Source organism: Hyphococcus sp. (genome assembly GCF_041986965.1).
Taxonomy (GTDB): domain Bacteria; phylum Pseudomonadota; class Alphaproteobacteria; order Caulobacterales; family Parvularculaceae; genus Hyphococcus.
On record NZ_JBHIXB010000002.1, the window covers coordinates 656,938 to 671,195 of the forward strand.

Annotated in this window: 9 protein-coding genes and 1 riboswitch; of the genes, 6 read left to right on the forward strand and 3 right to left on the reverse strand. The window is 59.2% G+C overall.

All coding sequences use genetic code 11. The features are described from left to right. Window positions 1–27 precede the first annotated feature (27 nt). From ACFC5L_RS12120 to rnr, 3 genes are all read left to right on the forward strand, one after another. A complete protein-coding gene (locus ACFC5L_RS12120; RefSeq protein ID WP_375202674.1) occupies window positions 28–504 on the forward strand; it encodes a PepSY domain-containing protein in 477 nt (158 codons plus the stop codon). 144 nt (window positions 505–648) lie between these two features. Then, the gene (locus ACFC5L_RS12125) at window positions 649–1,227 is read left to right on the forward strand and encodes a M23 family metallopeptidase (protein WP_375202673.1); all 579 of its coding nucleotides are present in this window, start codon (window positions 649–651) and stop codon (window positions 1,225–1,227) included. Window positions 1,228–1,290: 63 nt separating this feature from the next. Further along, entirely contained in the window at window positions 1,291–3,615 is a 2,325-nt protein-coding gene (rnr, locus tag ACFC5L_RS12130) for a ribonuclease R (RefSeq protein WP_375202672.1), read from the forward strand. A 6-nt stretch (window positions 3,616–3,621) separates the two neighbouring features. Here the strand turns inward: rnr and ACFC5L_RS12135 are convergent, their stop codons facing one another. Then, window positions 3,622–5,754 (reverse strand): S9 family peptidase, encoded by a 2,133-nt coding sequence (locus ACFC5L_RS12135; protein WP_375202671.1) that lies wholly within the window; start codon window positions 5,752–5,754, stop codon window positions 3,622–3,624. A gap of 238 nt (window positions 5,755–5,992) precedes the next feature. On the opposite strand from ACFC5L_RS12135, the gene msrA reads away from it, so the two are divergent. Next, complete coding sequence (gene msrA, locus ACFC5L_RS12140; protein ID WP_375202670.1) at window positions 5,993–6,592, forward strand: peptide-methionine (S)-S-oxide reductase MsrA; 600 nt, start codon at window positions 5,993–5,995, stop codon at window positions 6,590–6,592. 59 nt (window positions 6,593–6,651) lie between these two features. On the opposite strand, the gene ACFC5L_RS12145 is transcribed toward msrA, so the two are convergent. Both ACFC5L_RS12145 and ACFC5L_RS12150 read right to left on the reverse strand, forming a co-directional pair. Next, window positions 6,652–8,922: a M3 family metallopeptidase gene (locus tag ACFC5L_RS12145; RefSeq protein ID WP_375202669.1), complete on the reverse strand. Its 2,271-nt coding sequence runs from the start codon at window positions 8,920–8,922 to the stop codon at window positions 6,652–6,654. Between the two features lie 186 nt (window positions 8,923–9,108). Next, window positions 9,109–10,158 carry an agmatine deiminase family protein gene (locus ACFC5L_RS12150; protein WP_375202668.1) on the reverse strand — a complete coding sequence of 350 codons (1,050 nt, stop codon included), beginning with the start codon at window positions 10,156–10,158 and terminating at the stop codon, window positions 9,109–9,111. 83 nt (window positions 10,159–10,241) lie between these two features. Beyond that, window positions 10,242–10,411: riboswitch (FMN riboswitch) on the forward strand. 233 nt (window positions 10,412–10,644) lie between these two features. Between ACFC5L_RS12150 and ACFC5L_RS12155 the strand changes: the two genes are divergently transcribed. Both ACFC5L_RS12155 and ACFC5L_RS12160 read left to right on the forward strand, forming a co-directional pair. Next, window positions 10,645–13,035, forward strand: a complete 2,391-nt coding sequence (locus tag ACFC5L_RS12155; protein ID WP_375202667.1) for a TonB-dependent siderophore receptor — start codon at window positions 10,645–10,647, stop codon at window positions 13,033–13,035. An 8-nt stretch (window positions 13,036–13,043) separates the two neighbouring features. Next, window positions 13,044–14,255, forward strand: coding sequence for an MFS transporter (locus ACFC5L_RS12160; RefSeq protein ID WP_375202666.1), 1,212 nt, complete (start codon window positions 13,044–13,046; stop codon window positions 14,253–14,255). Window positions 14,256–14,258: the final 3 nt, after the last annotated feature.

Here is a 14,258-nt window from a genome sequence, read left to right on the forward strand (position 1 = left end):
ATGACAACCCCGAGAAGGAGTTTGCAAATGACCCGCGCCCTCGCCGCCGCCGCTAGCGTCGCTCTTTTAAACATCAGCCTTGCCTCGGCGAATACCGACATCGCTATTGACGACGTGCCGGAAAAAGTTCTCGACACGGCCATCCGCACCGCCCCCGGCGTGACCTTCGATCGCGTCAGCATCGAGACCGAAAACGGGGTCTCCATTTACGAATTCGAAGCAACCGACCATGCCGGACGACATATTGAAATCGACGTGACTGAAAACGGCGATCTCGAAGAAATCGAAATGGAGCATGACTTTGACGACCTTCCGGATGTCGTCGCTGCAACGCTCAACGATACGGTCCCGGGCTTTGAACCGGACTATGTGGAGTTCTCCGTTCGCCAGACGGCGCCGATCTATGTCTATGAATTCGATGGCTCCTATGAAGGCCGCCCCGTGGATATCGAAATCGCGGAAGACGGCGAACTGCTCGTCTTCACGCACGGATTATCCAGTTAAATCATGGCGTTCCGGCGGCGGCGCCAGACGCCGCCGGAAACCTTCTGAATTTTCGGCCGTTTCTTAACCCGCTCGTATCTTTCATGTCTTTAACGTTCGGGCGGCGCATCTTGCGCCTGTCCCCGGATATGAAAGACTATGCGAATGTATCGGGCCGCCGCAGTTTTGGTTCTTTTAAATTTCATCGGCGCATGCGCTTCGGCGCCGTCCTCGCCATCCAGCGGCCCGGCGTTTTCCTCTCTCGCCCTGTGTTCCGGCGTCTCCATTTCGAATGCGCCCGCAACTGACGGCGCAAGGCGTATCGTTGGTTACGACCCGCAAGCGACGGTGAAAGGCGCAACGCTCTGGCGGGCGCCCGTGGAGGCGTGCGTATCATCCGGTTACGGGCCGCGACGCGGCGGCGCGGGCTCCTTTCATCATGGGGTCGATCTCTATACGGGGCGGCCTGCGCCAATCTTCGCCGGCGGTGACGGCGTTGTTGCAGCCGTCGAAAGCCTGCGCGGCTATGGCAAAACGGTGCTGATCCGCCATGGGCGCGGCGTCGAAACACGCTATGCGCATCTGTCCGCCTATGCGCCGGGACTGAAACGCGGCAAACGTATCTCCATGGGTGAGTACATTGGCCGAACCGGCGACACCGGCAATGCGACGGCGGTTCATCTCCACTACGAAATATTAGTGGACGGACGGCACCATAACCCCCTGACGGTGGGCCAGCGTTAGCGTTCGCGCTTTGAGGCGAAGCGTGCTAACCGATGTCTACAACTTCAAATTGAAAGCAGACATTTGGCCAAGCGCGTAAAATCCAAATCCGGACCGAAAAAGACCGGCCTTCCCTCTAAAAAAGACATTATCGCCTATCTGAAAGACGCCGATAGCGAAGTCGCGCGGCGCGACATTGCGCGTGCCTTTGGCGTGAAAGGCGAAGCGCGCGCCGATTTACGCAGGCTTTTGAAGGAACTCGACGAAGAAGGCGCCATCAACTTGAAGGGCGGCAAGCGCATCGAACGCGCCGACGCCCTGCCGCCTGTAGCGCCGATCGACGTCATGTCGGTGGATGATGACGGCGACCTTCTGTGCATGCCGGCGAACTGGCGCGGCGAGACCGAGCCGCCCCTGATCCGCCTTTCGGCGCGGCGCGCCGCCAAAGTGAAACCGTCGCCCGGCGTTGGCGACCGCCTCCTGGCACGGCTCTTTCCCGCAGGCGATGACGGCTATGACGCCGATGTCATCAAGGCCATCGGCAAAGGCGCACACCGGTTCCTCGCCGTCTTTCACAAAAAACGGCGCGGCGGCGTCGCCGAGCCGGTGGAGCGGCGGGCGCGCGACAACTTCACCATCGACGATGGCGACGAAGGCGGCGCCAAGGACGGCGATCTCGTCTGGATCGAAACCAAAAACGCCCGCGGCTATGGTCCAAAGAAAGGGCGCGTGCGCTCTATCGCAGGGCATATTGACGACAAGCACGCCTTTTCCACCATCGCGCTGGCCAATCACGGCATCCCGACGGACTTTCCCGCCGCAGTCCTCGCTGAGGCGGAAAAGGCGAAACTGCCGCCTCTGGGCGAGCGCACCGATCTGCGTGAGACGCCGCTCATCACCATCGACCCGGCGGACGCCAAGGATCACGACGACGCCGTCTTCGCCGAGGCTGATGACGATCCGGAAAATCCGGGCGGCTTCCGCGTCATCGTCGCCATCGCCGATGTGAGCTGGTTCGTGAAACCGGACTCCGACCTCGACAAGGAAGCCTTGAAACGCGGCAACTCAACTTATCTGCCGGACCGTGTCGTTCCCATGCTGCCGGAGCGTTTGTCGAACGACTTGTGTTCGCTCCGCGCCGATGAGGACCGGCCCTGCCTCGCTGTAGAGATGACCATCACCTCGGGCGGCGTAAAGAAGCGTCATCATTTTATGCGCGCTCTTATGCGCTCACACGCGAAACTCGCTTATGAAGAAGCCCAGGAGATCAGCGACGGGGGGCCTGCCTCGGCGCAGATCCAGAGCGTTGTCAAAACGCTTTACGACGCCTTTCACGCGCGCATGAAGGAACGCACCAAACGCGCGCCATTGGACCTCGATCTCCCTGAACGCAAAATTATTCTCGATGACAATGGCGACGTTGAAAAAGTCATCAAGCGCGAACGTTTCGACGCCCATCGCGTGATCGAAGAGTTCATGATCCTTGCAAATGTGGCGGCGGCCGAGGCGCTAGAGCGCGCAAAAACGCCGCTGATCTATCGCGTCCATGACGAGCCCGACCCGGAAAAACTTGATTCCGTGCGCGATTATCTGGACACGCTCGATTATTCACTATCCAAGGGCGCAATCCGGCCCGCGAATTTCAACCAGCTTTTAAAAATTGCAGGCGAGCGCGACCAGAAGGAAATGGTCTCCGAAGTGGTCCTGCGCTCGCAGCGCCAGGCGATTTACGACACCGAGAATGTGGGCCATTTCGGTCTTAATCTCGGCCGCTATGCGCATTTCACTTCGCCCATCCGCCGCTATGCCGACCTCACCGTCCATCGCGCGCTCGTCAAGGCGTTCAAACTCGGCGCCAACGGACAGACCGAAGCGGAAGCAAAAGCGCTTCCCAAGATTGCCGAAACCATATCCGATCTCGAGCGCCGCTCCATTGCCGCAGAGCGTGAGTCCAATGACCGCTATCTCGCCGGCTATCTGGAAGAAAAAGTCGGCGCCGAGTTCGAGGCGCGCATTCGCGGCGTCACCAAATTCGGTCTCTTCGTCATGCTCGACGAAAGCGGCGCCGATGGTTTCGTGCCCATGCGCTCCATCGGCTTCGAACGCTTCCGGTTTGAGGAAAAGGAACACGCGGTGATCGGCGAAACCACGGGCGGGATTTATCGCCTCGGCCAGCCGGTCAAGGTGAAACTTGCGGAGGCGGCGCCGTTAACGGGCGGGCTTCGCTTCGAAATGCTGTCCGATCCCCTGCCCGGATCGCCGAAACGCAAGGGCCGTTCAGGAAAGCCATCCAAGCCGGGCTATGGCAAAAAGTCCAAAGCCAAAAAACGCTCGCCGTCAAAAGGCAAGCGCGAGAAACCGGCAAAGAAAAAGCGCGGCAAGGCAAACGCCAAGCCGCGCCGGGGCTAGACTTATCTACGCCTTGTGCTTGACAGGCTCAGCGTTCTCTAGCCCCCAAACCTTTAACGCGAAGGCGTAAAGATGCGCGCGCTCATCAAGGCGCTCAAAGCGCGCCGCCGAACCGCCATGCCCTGCGCCCATATTCATCCGCAACACAAATGGCCCGCCCGTCGCCTCATCGCGCAGACGCGCGATCCATTTCGCAGGCTCCCAATAAGTGACGCGATAATCGGCGAGCCCCCCAGTCGCCATGATTGGCGGATAGGTCGCATCTTGAATATTATCATAAGGGGAATAGGCGGCGATCCAGTTATACTCTTCCTTGCTGGTGATCGGATTGCCCCACTCCTCCCATTCCGGCGGCGTCAGCGGCAGGTCGGCGTCAGAAATGGTGTTGATCACATCCACAAACGGCACCGCGGCGATAACGCCGCCATAAAGATCCGGCCGCAGGTTCAGTGACGCGCCGACAAGCAATCCGCCGGCGCTGCCGCCATAGCTGACGATGCGGCCCGCCGACGTATAGCCGTCTTTGACCAGCGCCTCCGCCGCCGCATTGAAGTCGGTGAAGGTGTTCATCTTTTTGTCGAGCTTGCCATCGAGATACCATTGCCGGCCCTTGTCGGCGCCGCCGCGGATATGAGCGATGGCGTAAACGGCGCCGCGGTCGACGAGCGGCAAAATATTCGTCGAGAAGGACGCCGCTGTCGCGTAGCCATAGGAGCCATAGCCGTAAATCAGCGCCGGGGCCGAGCCGTCCCTTGGCGTTGTCTTGAGACGCAGGATGGTCACCGGCACTTTGGCGCCGCCTTCGCCTTCCGCCTCGATCCGCTCGACAGCATACAGGGATGCGTCGTGCCCGCTCGGCACTTCCTGTGTTTTCAAGAGCGTGCGTTTACGCGACGCCATGTCATAGTCGAAGGTCTGTTCCGGCGTTGAGGGCGATTCATAAGTGAAACGAATGACGCTGGTGTCGTATTCAAATCCTTCATCCATGCCGAGGGCGTAAGCCGCCTCATCGAAGGACACTTCGTGAGCGTCGCCTTCATAAGTAGAAATCACGATGCGCGGCAGGGCGTTCTCCCGCTCCATCCGGACGATGTAATCCTTGAAGGTTGTGAAAGTGACGATTTGACTGCCCGGCCTATGCGGCAGCCAGTCTTTCCAGTTCTCCCTGCCCGGCGCCGTGACCGGCGCCGTGATGATCTTGTAATCGACAGCATCGTCGGCGTTGGTCTTGATGAAAAAATGATCGCCATGGTGCTCCGGCGCATATTCCACGTTCGCTTCGCGCGCGGCGATCAGCGTGGGCGCCGTTTGAGGCGCATCGGCGGGAATAAACCGGGCCTCGCTGGTGACGTGATTGCCGGAATAAATGAAAATATAGGCGCCGCTCTGGCTTTTTGAAACATCGAGAAAAAAGGCGTCATCCGGCTCTTCATAGACAGTTGCGTCATTTGCCGGATCATCGCCAAGTCGATGCAGCTTCACCCATTTCGAACGTTGATTGTCATCGCGCTCCACATAGAAGAAGCTCCCGGAGTCGGCCGCCCAGACGGCGCCGCCCGCATCAGCGCTTTCGATGGTTTCGGGATATTCCTCTCCGGTCGCCATATTGCGGATGCGGATTGAATAATATTCAGATCCCAGCCGGTCGGTGGCGACAGCCGCAAGCTTGTGATCGGGGCTATGAGCCACATCGCCAATGGAGAAAAACTCGGAATCACCCCGCTCGGCGTCGCCATCATAGATGACCTGTTCATCCCCGCCCGTCACTGACTTGCGCATGAACACGGGATATTCCCCGCCTTCGCGGAACTTCGTCCAGTATTTCCAGTCACCGTCTTTGGCCGGAACCGAGCTGTCATCCTCCTTGATGCGCCCGCGCATCTCCTCAAAGAGTTTCTTGCGCAAGGGCTCAAGATCTTCGGTTACCGACCCATAATAGGCGTTCTCCGCCTCCAGCATTTTACGGATGTCGGCGGTCAGTTTTGACGGATCGCGCAACACATCCTGCCAGGCGTCGTCGCGCAGCCAGGCGTAATTGTCGACGCGCGTTACGCCATGCTGCGTAATGTCGACAGGGCGCTTTTCAGTAGCGGGCGCAGCGATCTTGCGCGCTTCTTCGAAGGGGTCGCGCTGAGGCATGATGTTCTCTTTTTTTACCGGCTTGGTCCATGAGGACAGGCTTTCCTATCGGCCAGACTTAGTATGCTTGCAGGGGTTGAAGCAATCTATTCAGGTCATTGTTTTTCATAGATTTTCCTTACCGTCTTCAGACAGCGAAAGAGGCGGCGCCCATAACAATCCGGTGAGACCCGGCAATCCTCTCTGGCCTATCCCTCCATGCGCCCGCATATGGGGTTCAATAAGAAGGAGACAGCCCATGAAGACGTTCTTTTCCGCCCTCGCCGCCTGCGCCTTTGTCGGCGCCGCCGCCTGCGCCGAGGACGCATCGGACAAGAACCAGTCGATTGAGACAACCGCCAGCGCCGTCTTCGCCGGCGGCTGTTTCTGGTGCATGGAATCGGACTTTGAAAAACTCGACGGCGTTGGCGATGTGGTTTCCGGCTATGCTGGCGGGCTGAAACAGAACCCCACCTACAAAGACCATGAAGGCCACCGTGAAGTGGTGCGCGTGCCCTACGATCCGTCCGTCATCACCTATCGCGAGCTTGTCGATTATTTCTTCCGCCATGTGGACCCGCTGGATGACGGCGGACAGTTTTGTGATCGCGGCCATGCCTATACAACCGCAGTCTTCTACGCCAACGCTGATGAATATGACGCCGCCCTCGCTTCCAAAGAAGAAGCGTCAGCAGAACTTGGCCAGGACGTGGTGACGCCCCTTGTTGAGTTCACTCAGTTCTGGGATGCGGAAGATTATCATCAGGATTATTACAAGAAAAATCCTGTGCGCTATCGCTTTTACCGCACCAGTTGCGGGCGCGACCGCCGTGTGAAAAAGGTCTGGGGAGACCACTAGCCCAAACAAAAACGCCGCTGCAAAGCAGCGGCGTTTTCAAATGTGACGCAAGCCGATTTTTATTCGATCGTCTGCTTTTCGTTGTCGGCGCCCGGGATCGGGAAGCCGCGATCGCGCATCAAAGCCTCGATATTGGCGTCGCGCCCGCGGAATGCGCGATAGGCGTCCGCAGGATCGACGGCGTTACGTGGTGCGAAAAGGTTGTCGACGAGCTTTTTGGCGACTTCCTCATCATAAAAACCGCCCGGCGCTTCGGCGAAGGCTTCAGCAGCATCCGATGTCAGGACGTCCGCCCACATATAGCCGTAATAACCGGCGGAGTAGCCTTCGCCTGAGAAGATGTGCCCGAAATGCGGGGACCGGTGGCGCATGGGCAGCTCATCCGGCATGCCGAGCTCTGCAAGCGTGTCACGCTCAAACTGGTCCGGGTCGATGCCCGTCGGATCGACCATGTGATACTTCATGTCAACGAGCGCCGACGCCAGATACTCTGTCGTATCGAACCCCTGCTTGAAGGTCGACGCCGCCTTGATCTTGTTCACAAGCTCTTCCGGCATAGGCTCGCCGGTTTCCGCATGCACAAGGTAGTTGTCGATCACCTTGTCGGTGGACAGCCAGCGCTCAAGCAATTGCGACTGGAACTCGGTGTAGTCGCGCACGCCGCCATTGAGCGTCGGATAGTCCACATTGGATGAAAGATAATGAAGCGCATGACCGAACTCGTGGAAGAACGTTTCCGCGTCGTCCCATGAAACGAGGACAGGCTGTCCCGGCGCAGGCTCGACAAAGTTGGAATTGTTCGTCGCCAACACCGTTTTCTCAATCCCGTCCAATGTCTCATGCCCTCGGAAACCGGAAGCCCAGGCGCCGGAGCGTTTGCCCTGACGGGCGAACGGATCGAGATACCACAGGCCAACGAGTTTGCCCGAGGTCTTGTCGGTCACTTCCCAGACGTGAACGTCTTCCTGCCACACCGGCACAACGCCGTCTTCAATCGGCGTGAACTCGAAATTGAACAACTCGCCGGCGACCATGAACATCGCCTCACGCAGCTTATCGAGCTGGAGATATTGCTTCACCTCATCGGAATTAAGGTCGTATTTCGCCTTGCGGACCTTTTCCATGTAATAGCGGTAGTCCCAGGGCGCGATCTCAAAATCGCCGCCTTCGGCGTCAACGATCGCCTGCATTTCAGCGACTTCTTCCTCAACGCGCGCGACCGCCGCCGGCCACACCGCCTCCATCAAACCGAAGGCCGCTTCCGGGGTCTTCGCCATGCGGTTCTGCAACCGCCACGAGGCGTAATTGTCATAACCGAGGAGCTTAACCCGCTCGTCGCGAAGCTGAAGGATCTCCGCGATGATGGCGTTGTTGTCATAGTCGTCGCCATGGTCGCCGCGGCTGTAATACATCTCCCAAACCTTCTGGCGCAGTTCACGATTGTCCGCGAACGTCAGGAACGGGTCCATGGAAGAGCGCGTGTTGGTGACGGCGTAGGCGCCGTCGCCGGGCTTTGCTTCCGCAGCCGACTTCGCCGCCGCCATGAAATCGGCCGGCAGCCCGCCCGCTTCGTCCTCATCGAAATAGACCGCATATTCTTCCTCGTCGTGAAGAACATTGTTGGCGAACTTGGTGTGAAGCTCTGCAAGACGCTTGTTGATGTCCGCATAACGCTCTTTCGCTTCGCCTTCGAGGGTGGCGCCATTGGAAGCGAACCCGTCATAAGTCAGCCAGACAAGGCGCTGCTGATCAGGACGGAGGCTCTTATACTCATCGCCCTCATAAACCGCCTTCACCCGCGCGAAGAGCTCCTGGTTCTGGCTGATTTTCGAGAAAAACTCCGAAAGCTTCGGCGCCATCTCGCTCTGGATTTCCCGGAACTCCGGCGATGACATATTGGACGACCAGATGCCCCAATAGGAAAAAACACGGCCAATCTCATCGCCGGTTTTTTCAAGCGCGATGATCGTGTTCGCAAAGGTCGGTTCTTCCGGATTGTTTACAATCGCGTCGACCTCGGCGAGGTTCTTTTCCATGCCCGCTTCGAGCGCCGGTTTGACGCCGGAAATGTCCCACTGATCGAAATGCGGCACGCCGTTATAGGGGCCGTCAAACGGCGAAAGAAGAATGTTCGCCGCATCGCTGTCCGCCGTCGCCGGCTCCAGCCCGGCGAAAAGATCGCCAATGTCTTCGTTTACGTCTTGGGTCATCGTCGCCTGTTCTGTTTCTGACGGCGCCGCCGCATCATTGGTCGCGCCCTCACGCCCGCAGCCATAAAGAGCGACTGACAGCGCTCCCATGGCCGTCATTGTCGATACAAGAGTTTTCATCCGCATAGGTGCGGCTCCTTCCTTATCTGATATTCAGCTATGCCCAAACCCGCCTTCACGCCCAGCAAAAGCGGCCCCTAAGTTGGGCGGTATCCTGATCGGCTGCGGCGGCCCTTGCAAGCCTGAAGGGGTGGGCTCTAAACGGTTCACCGCAAAATCCCCTCGCTTCATCGGCGGCTCGCGCCCTCACAAAGAAGGCTGCTGCTGGGAAATACAGTGGAAAGACCCGCCGCCGGTGAGAATGTGAGAAGAATCGACCGCGCAAAAATAAGGCCGCTCGATCACCGCCTTCAGAACTTCCGCCGCTTCAAGCCCGGCCGCAGCGCTTCCGGTCAGCTTTTCATAAGACGGCATGATCACCGAATGATTGGCGATATAAAAATTCATGTGGCTGGCCGCGACAGGCTCGCCATCGAATTCCGCCCGCCCTGGCGACGGAACAGTGATGACTTCAAGTTTACGCCCTGACGCGTCGGTCGACGAGGAAAGCGTTTTCTCAATCGCTGCCAGTACAGCCGCATTCGGGTCGTCGCCTGCCGGACGCATACAGACAACTTTTCCGGGCGCAACAAAACGCGCGAGATTGTCCACATGGCCGTCTGTATGATCGCCCAAAAGCCCTTCATCGAGCCAGATCACTTTTTGCGCGCCGAGCGCGGCGGTCAACACCGCCTCCACGTCCCGCTCGCTCATACCGGGATTTCGATTCTTGTTGAGCAGGCATTGGCGGGTCGTGATGAATGTCCCTTCGCCGTCTGTTTCGAGGGCGCCGCCCTCCCCGATAAAATCGTCGAACCGGCGCAACCGCACATCCGCGCGCTCGGCAATGATGTCCGCAATATGGTCATCTTCAGGAAGCTGGTATTTCCCGCCCCAGCCATTAAAGCAAAATGCGCTGGCGACCAGCGCGCCGCCTTCATCCTTCACAAAGACGGGTCCCGTGTCGCGCAGCCAGATATCGCCGATCGGCGCCTCATGGATCGTCAGCATGTCCGGCTCCGGCAGGCGCGAGCGCATGATCTCCGCGGCGGCAATGGCGTCGGTCCCACGCGCCAGCAGGCGCACCGGCTCACCATAAAGACCGCCGCCGGGGAACAGGATCGCCCGGATGAAATCCTCCACTTCGGCGCGAGCGGGCCCAAGGTCGTCCTCCCACAGATCGGCGGCGCTGGGCCATCCAATCCAGACAGCCTCATGAGGAGCCCATTCGGCAGGCTGGCGGCGGGAGGAAAGCATAAGCGGTCCTTAAAACTGTCTCATTCGATTGCCGCTCCGCGGCTTTCGCCCTATATAGGCGTCTGCGGAGCGATCCGCGACATAGAAATCTTCGGGGCGGGGTGAAAGTCCCCACCGGCGGTAATGCGAAAGATTTACGCTTTCGACGAGCCCGCGAGCCGAGGCGAAACGGCCTTCCAAGGCCGCTAACCAAAGCAGGATTCCGGTGAGAGCCCGGAGCCGACGGTCACAGTCCGGATGAGAGAAGATTGACGCAGGAAGGAGGATGCATCATTGCGTCCGCCTTTCAGGCACGCATGCAGGCGGATTCCGTCCTGCTGCGCGCATATGGCGTTAATGCGAACCTTGTTCGCCTTCCCTCCTCATCCCCGATCTCGAAACGGCGCGTTTGCGCCAAGGCTCGAAACGGCGCCTTCGCGCCAGGGCTCGAAACGGCGCCTTCGCGCCAGGGCTCGAAACGGCGCGTTTGCGCCAGGGGATAATGTGATGCGTAAGGCTGGTTTGAGTTTTGCCCTTTGTTTCGCTGCGGGAACGGCGTGGGGGCAGGAAGCCTCCACCCGCGATGAAATCATTGTGGTGGCGGACCCGCTGGAACTGGTCGAACTCAACGCCAGCCGCGCGGTAACGGGGCTGGACCTTTCCTACGCCGAAGCGCCGCGAACCGTGAATGTCATCTCCGATGCGCTGATTGACCGCTTCTCCATCGAAACCGTCGACGATCTCGCCGCCTTCGCGCCCGGAACCTTTACCGGCAGTTTCTTCGGCGTGCCGGGTGCGGTGTCCTTACGCGGCAATCGCGCCGACACTTATTTTCGCGGCTTCAAGCGCATCGAAAATCCCGGAACTTTCCCGACGCCGCTTGGCGCCAGCGAACGCATCGAGATCGTTAAAGGCCCGACGCCGGCGATCTATGGCGCGGGCCGCGTCGGCGGTTTCCTCAATATCACGCCTCTGACGGCGCGCACGGCGAAAGACGTGAACGCTGAAGGTCATCTCCTGGCGCTTGAAGGAACGGTTGGCTCTTATGACAAGCGCATCATTCGCGGCGACGCAGGCCTCGCCTTCGATCTGGGCGGGCGCGACGGCGGGCTTTACGCGCACGGCGAATACGAAAATTCAGACAGCTTCTATCGCGGCATATCGCCGGAAAGAACGCTCGTGCAATCGGCCTTCACCTTGGCCGACGACAATTTCGAGGCGGAGATTGGCGGCGCGTATTTCAACTCCAGCGGCTACAAACAAACGATCGGCTGGAACCGCGTCACACAGGACCTCATAGACAACGGAACATATATCACCGGCCGCGACACCGACCTCGCGGACCTCAATAGCGACGGCAAGTTGACGCCGGATGAGGTCGACGCCGCGGTCGGGTCGTTTTTTGGCACGTCCAATATCCGTCAGCTGGTCGATTTCGGCGTCTTCCCCTCACCTGCATTTGCGCTCGATCAGGGCGTTGGCGAGACGACCCTCTCCCCGCGCAATGTTTATATCGCCGGCGAAGACATCGCCGACGCTGAGACCCTCACCGCCTATGCCGATGTCGCCTGGACGTTGGGGGACGACACGCTGCGCCTGCAAGCCTTTTACGATTCTATGGATAGCGATCTCTATGTGAGCTACGGCTTCGCAGCGGAATATGTCGCCGACGTTTACGAACTGCGCGGCAGCTACGCGTTCGATATCGGCTCAGGCCCGCTGACCCTCGACGCACTGATTGGCGCATCCTATCGTTCCTATGACAATGAAACCCGACAGACATTTCTTTCCGGCTATCTCGCCGTCGACCGGCGCGACCTGAGTGTCGGGCCGACCGGAAGCGATATTTTCGACGATCCGTTTTCACAAGACGTAAACGGCATTGGTTGCGACACCGATCTCGATTCAAAAACAACTGACCTTGCTTTCTTCGCCGTCACCGACCTCGCTTTTTACGAACGCCTGCACCTTCTGGCGAGCTTGAGGCTTGACCGTTTCACCGCCTCCTCGATCAACACCGGGAACACGATCTTCAATCCGGCTCTGGGATTCACACGCTTCAAGGACAGTGACTTTCAGCCAAGTTATGAGCTGTCCTTACGTTACGACGCGTTTGACGCCCTGTCGTTTTACGCCACTTACGCAGAGAACAACGCGCTCGAAACCAATGACGGCGGCGGTATCGAGGTGGATCGCATTGACCAGGAAAATTTTGTCGCCGATTCCGAACTCTATGAAGCCGGCCTGAAACTCTCACGCCGTGACCTTGCAGGCTCTCTCGCTTTTTATCGCCAGACCCGCCAGCGCTCAGACCCGTTCGGCAATCTCGATGAGGAAACGTCGAAAGGCGTTGAGGCGGAACTTAAGTACCTTCTGTCCGACAGTTTTTCTGTCAACGGCGCCGTCACCTGGCAGGAAACGCGCATCGGCGCGCCCGGCGCCTGTGGCTCCGGCAATGGCGAGTTCGTGGTCATCCCGCCCGCTCGCGCCGGCCTCGCGCCCACCGATGGCTATGGCGGCCTCTTTGCGGCGCTTAACGCCTCCTGCCTGATGGAACTTCAGGATGGGTATGCGCGCAACACTGCGCCGGAATGGCTCGCCTCCGGTTTCGTCACCTATACCGGCCCGCAAACGCGCTTCGGCGCCTTTGGCGCGTCGCTTGGCGCGGTTTATGTGGGCGAGACCGGCGGCAAGATTGAAAACGCCATCACCCTTCCCGACTATGTACTGGCGAAAGCGGCGCTCTTTTACGAAATGGGCAATGTTTCTGTGATCGCCAATGTCGACAATCTCTTCGACAAGCGTCATTTCATTCCCGTCCAGAATGTCTATGAAGAAGTCGGCGTCCTGCCCGGGCGCGGACGCGAATTCACCATCACCTTACAAGCGAAGTTCTAGGAGCCGTCATGTTTGTTTCAAAACGGGCGGCCGGACTGTTCCTCGTCCTCAGCCTGATCTTCTTTCACATCACCGCGTCGACTTTCGCGTCGCTTGGCGTTGTCCTGCCTGCGATGATCGCGGAGCTGCAGTGGAGCTGGACGGAAGCAGGCTTCGGTTTTACCGCGCTGGCGCTCTTCACCGGGTTATTCAGCCCTGTCGCAGCGGAGAGCCTGAAACGGCTTGGCCTGCGCGGCAATTATGCAGCCGGTGGCATGAGCATGGCGGCCGGATTTGCGTTGCTCGCCGCTGCTCATAGCCTTTTGCCTTATCTTGTTGCGACGTCGTTGCTCGGCGCCGGCTTCGCCCTCCTCGCCAATGTGCCGAGCACCTATGTCATTGCACAGACCGTGTTGGTGAAAAGGCGCAATTTCATGATCGGCGCCTATCTCGCCGCCGGCGGCGCTGGCGGCGTTGCAGGACCGCTCCTCGCCCACGCCCTCATTGAGGGGGGCGGAGACTGGCGCCAATATTGGCGCCTCGCCATGGGACTCATGCTGGCGCTGACGGCTGCGTTCTTTATCTTCGCCGACAGCCGATTTCTGTCTCGCGCCCCGGAGCGAACAGAAGAGGCCGCGCCCGAAGCCGACAAAACGGCGCCTCGCGACTGGACCTTGAAAGAAACACTGCGCGCGCCTGCCTTTTATCTCATCGGCGGCGCTTTGATGGCTGCTTATTTCTGCGGCGTTTCCGTTTCAAGCTGGGCGGTGACGCATCTAACGGGCCTCGGTTTGTCCGCAGGCTTCGCCAGCGGCATGCTCAGTCTACACGCAGCGTCCAACGCCGTCGCGCGCGCCGCCGGCGGCGTCGCCGTCAAACAGTTGCGGGCGCGCCATCTGCTGATCGCAGGTCTTGGCGCTGAAGCCGTCGGCATGCTCGCGCTTTCTTTCGCCTCGAACACCGCCATCGCTGTAGTCTTTGCGGTCTTTGAAGGCTTCGCCTTCGGCATGATCCTGTTCGCGACGACCGTGCTGACCATCGAATATTTCGGGCTTAAACACTCGCCCGCCATTCTCGGCGCCATGAATCTCTTCGCGACTGTCGCCATGCTCGGCCCGACATTGACAGGGCTGACTGGCGATCTCTTCGGCGGGTTTTCGCCGATCTTCATTATTTACGGTGCAGGCGCAGCGACCCTCGCCTGCGCAGCCTTCTTCATTCACAACCCGAACGAAAACTGATCA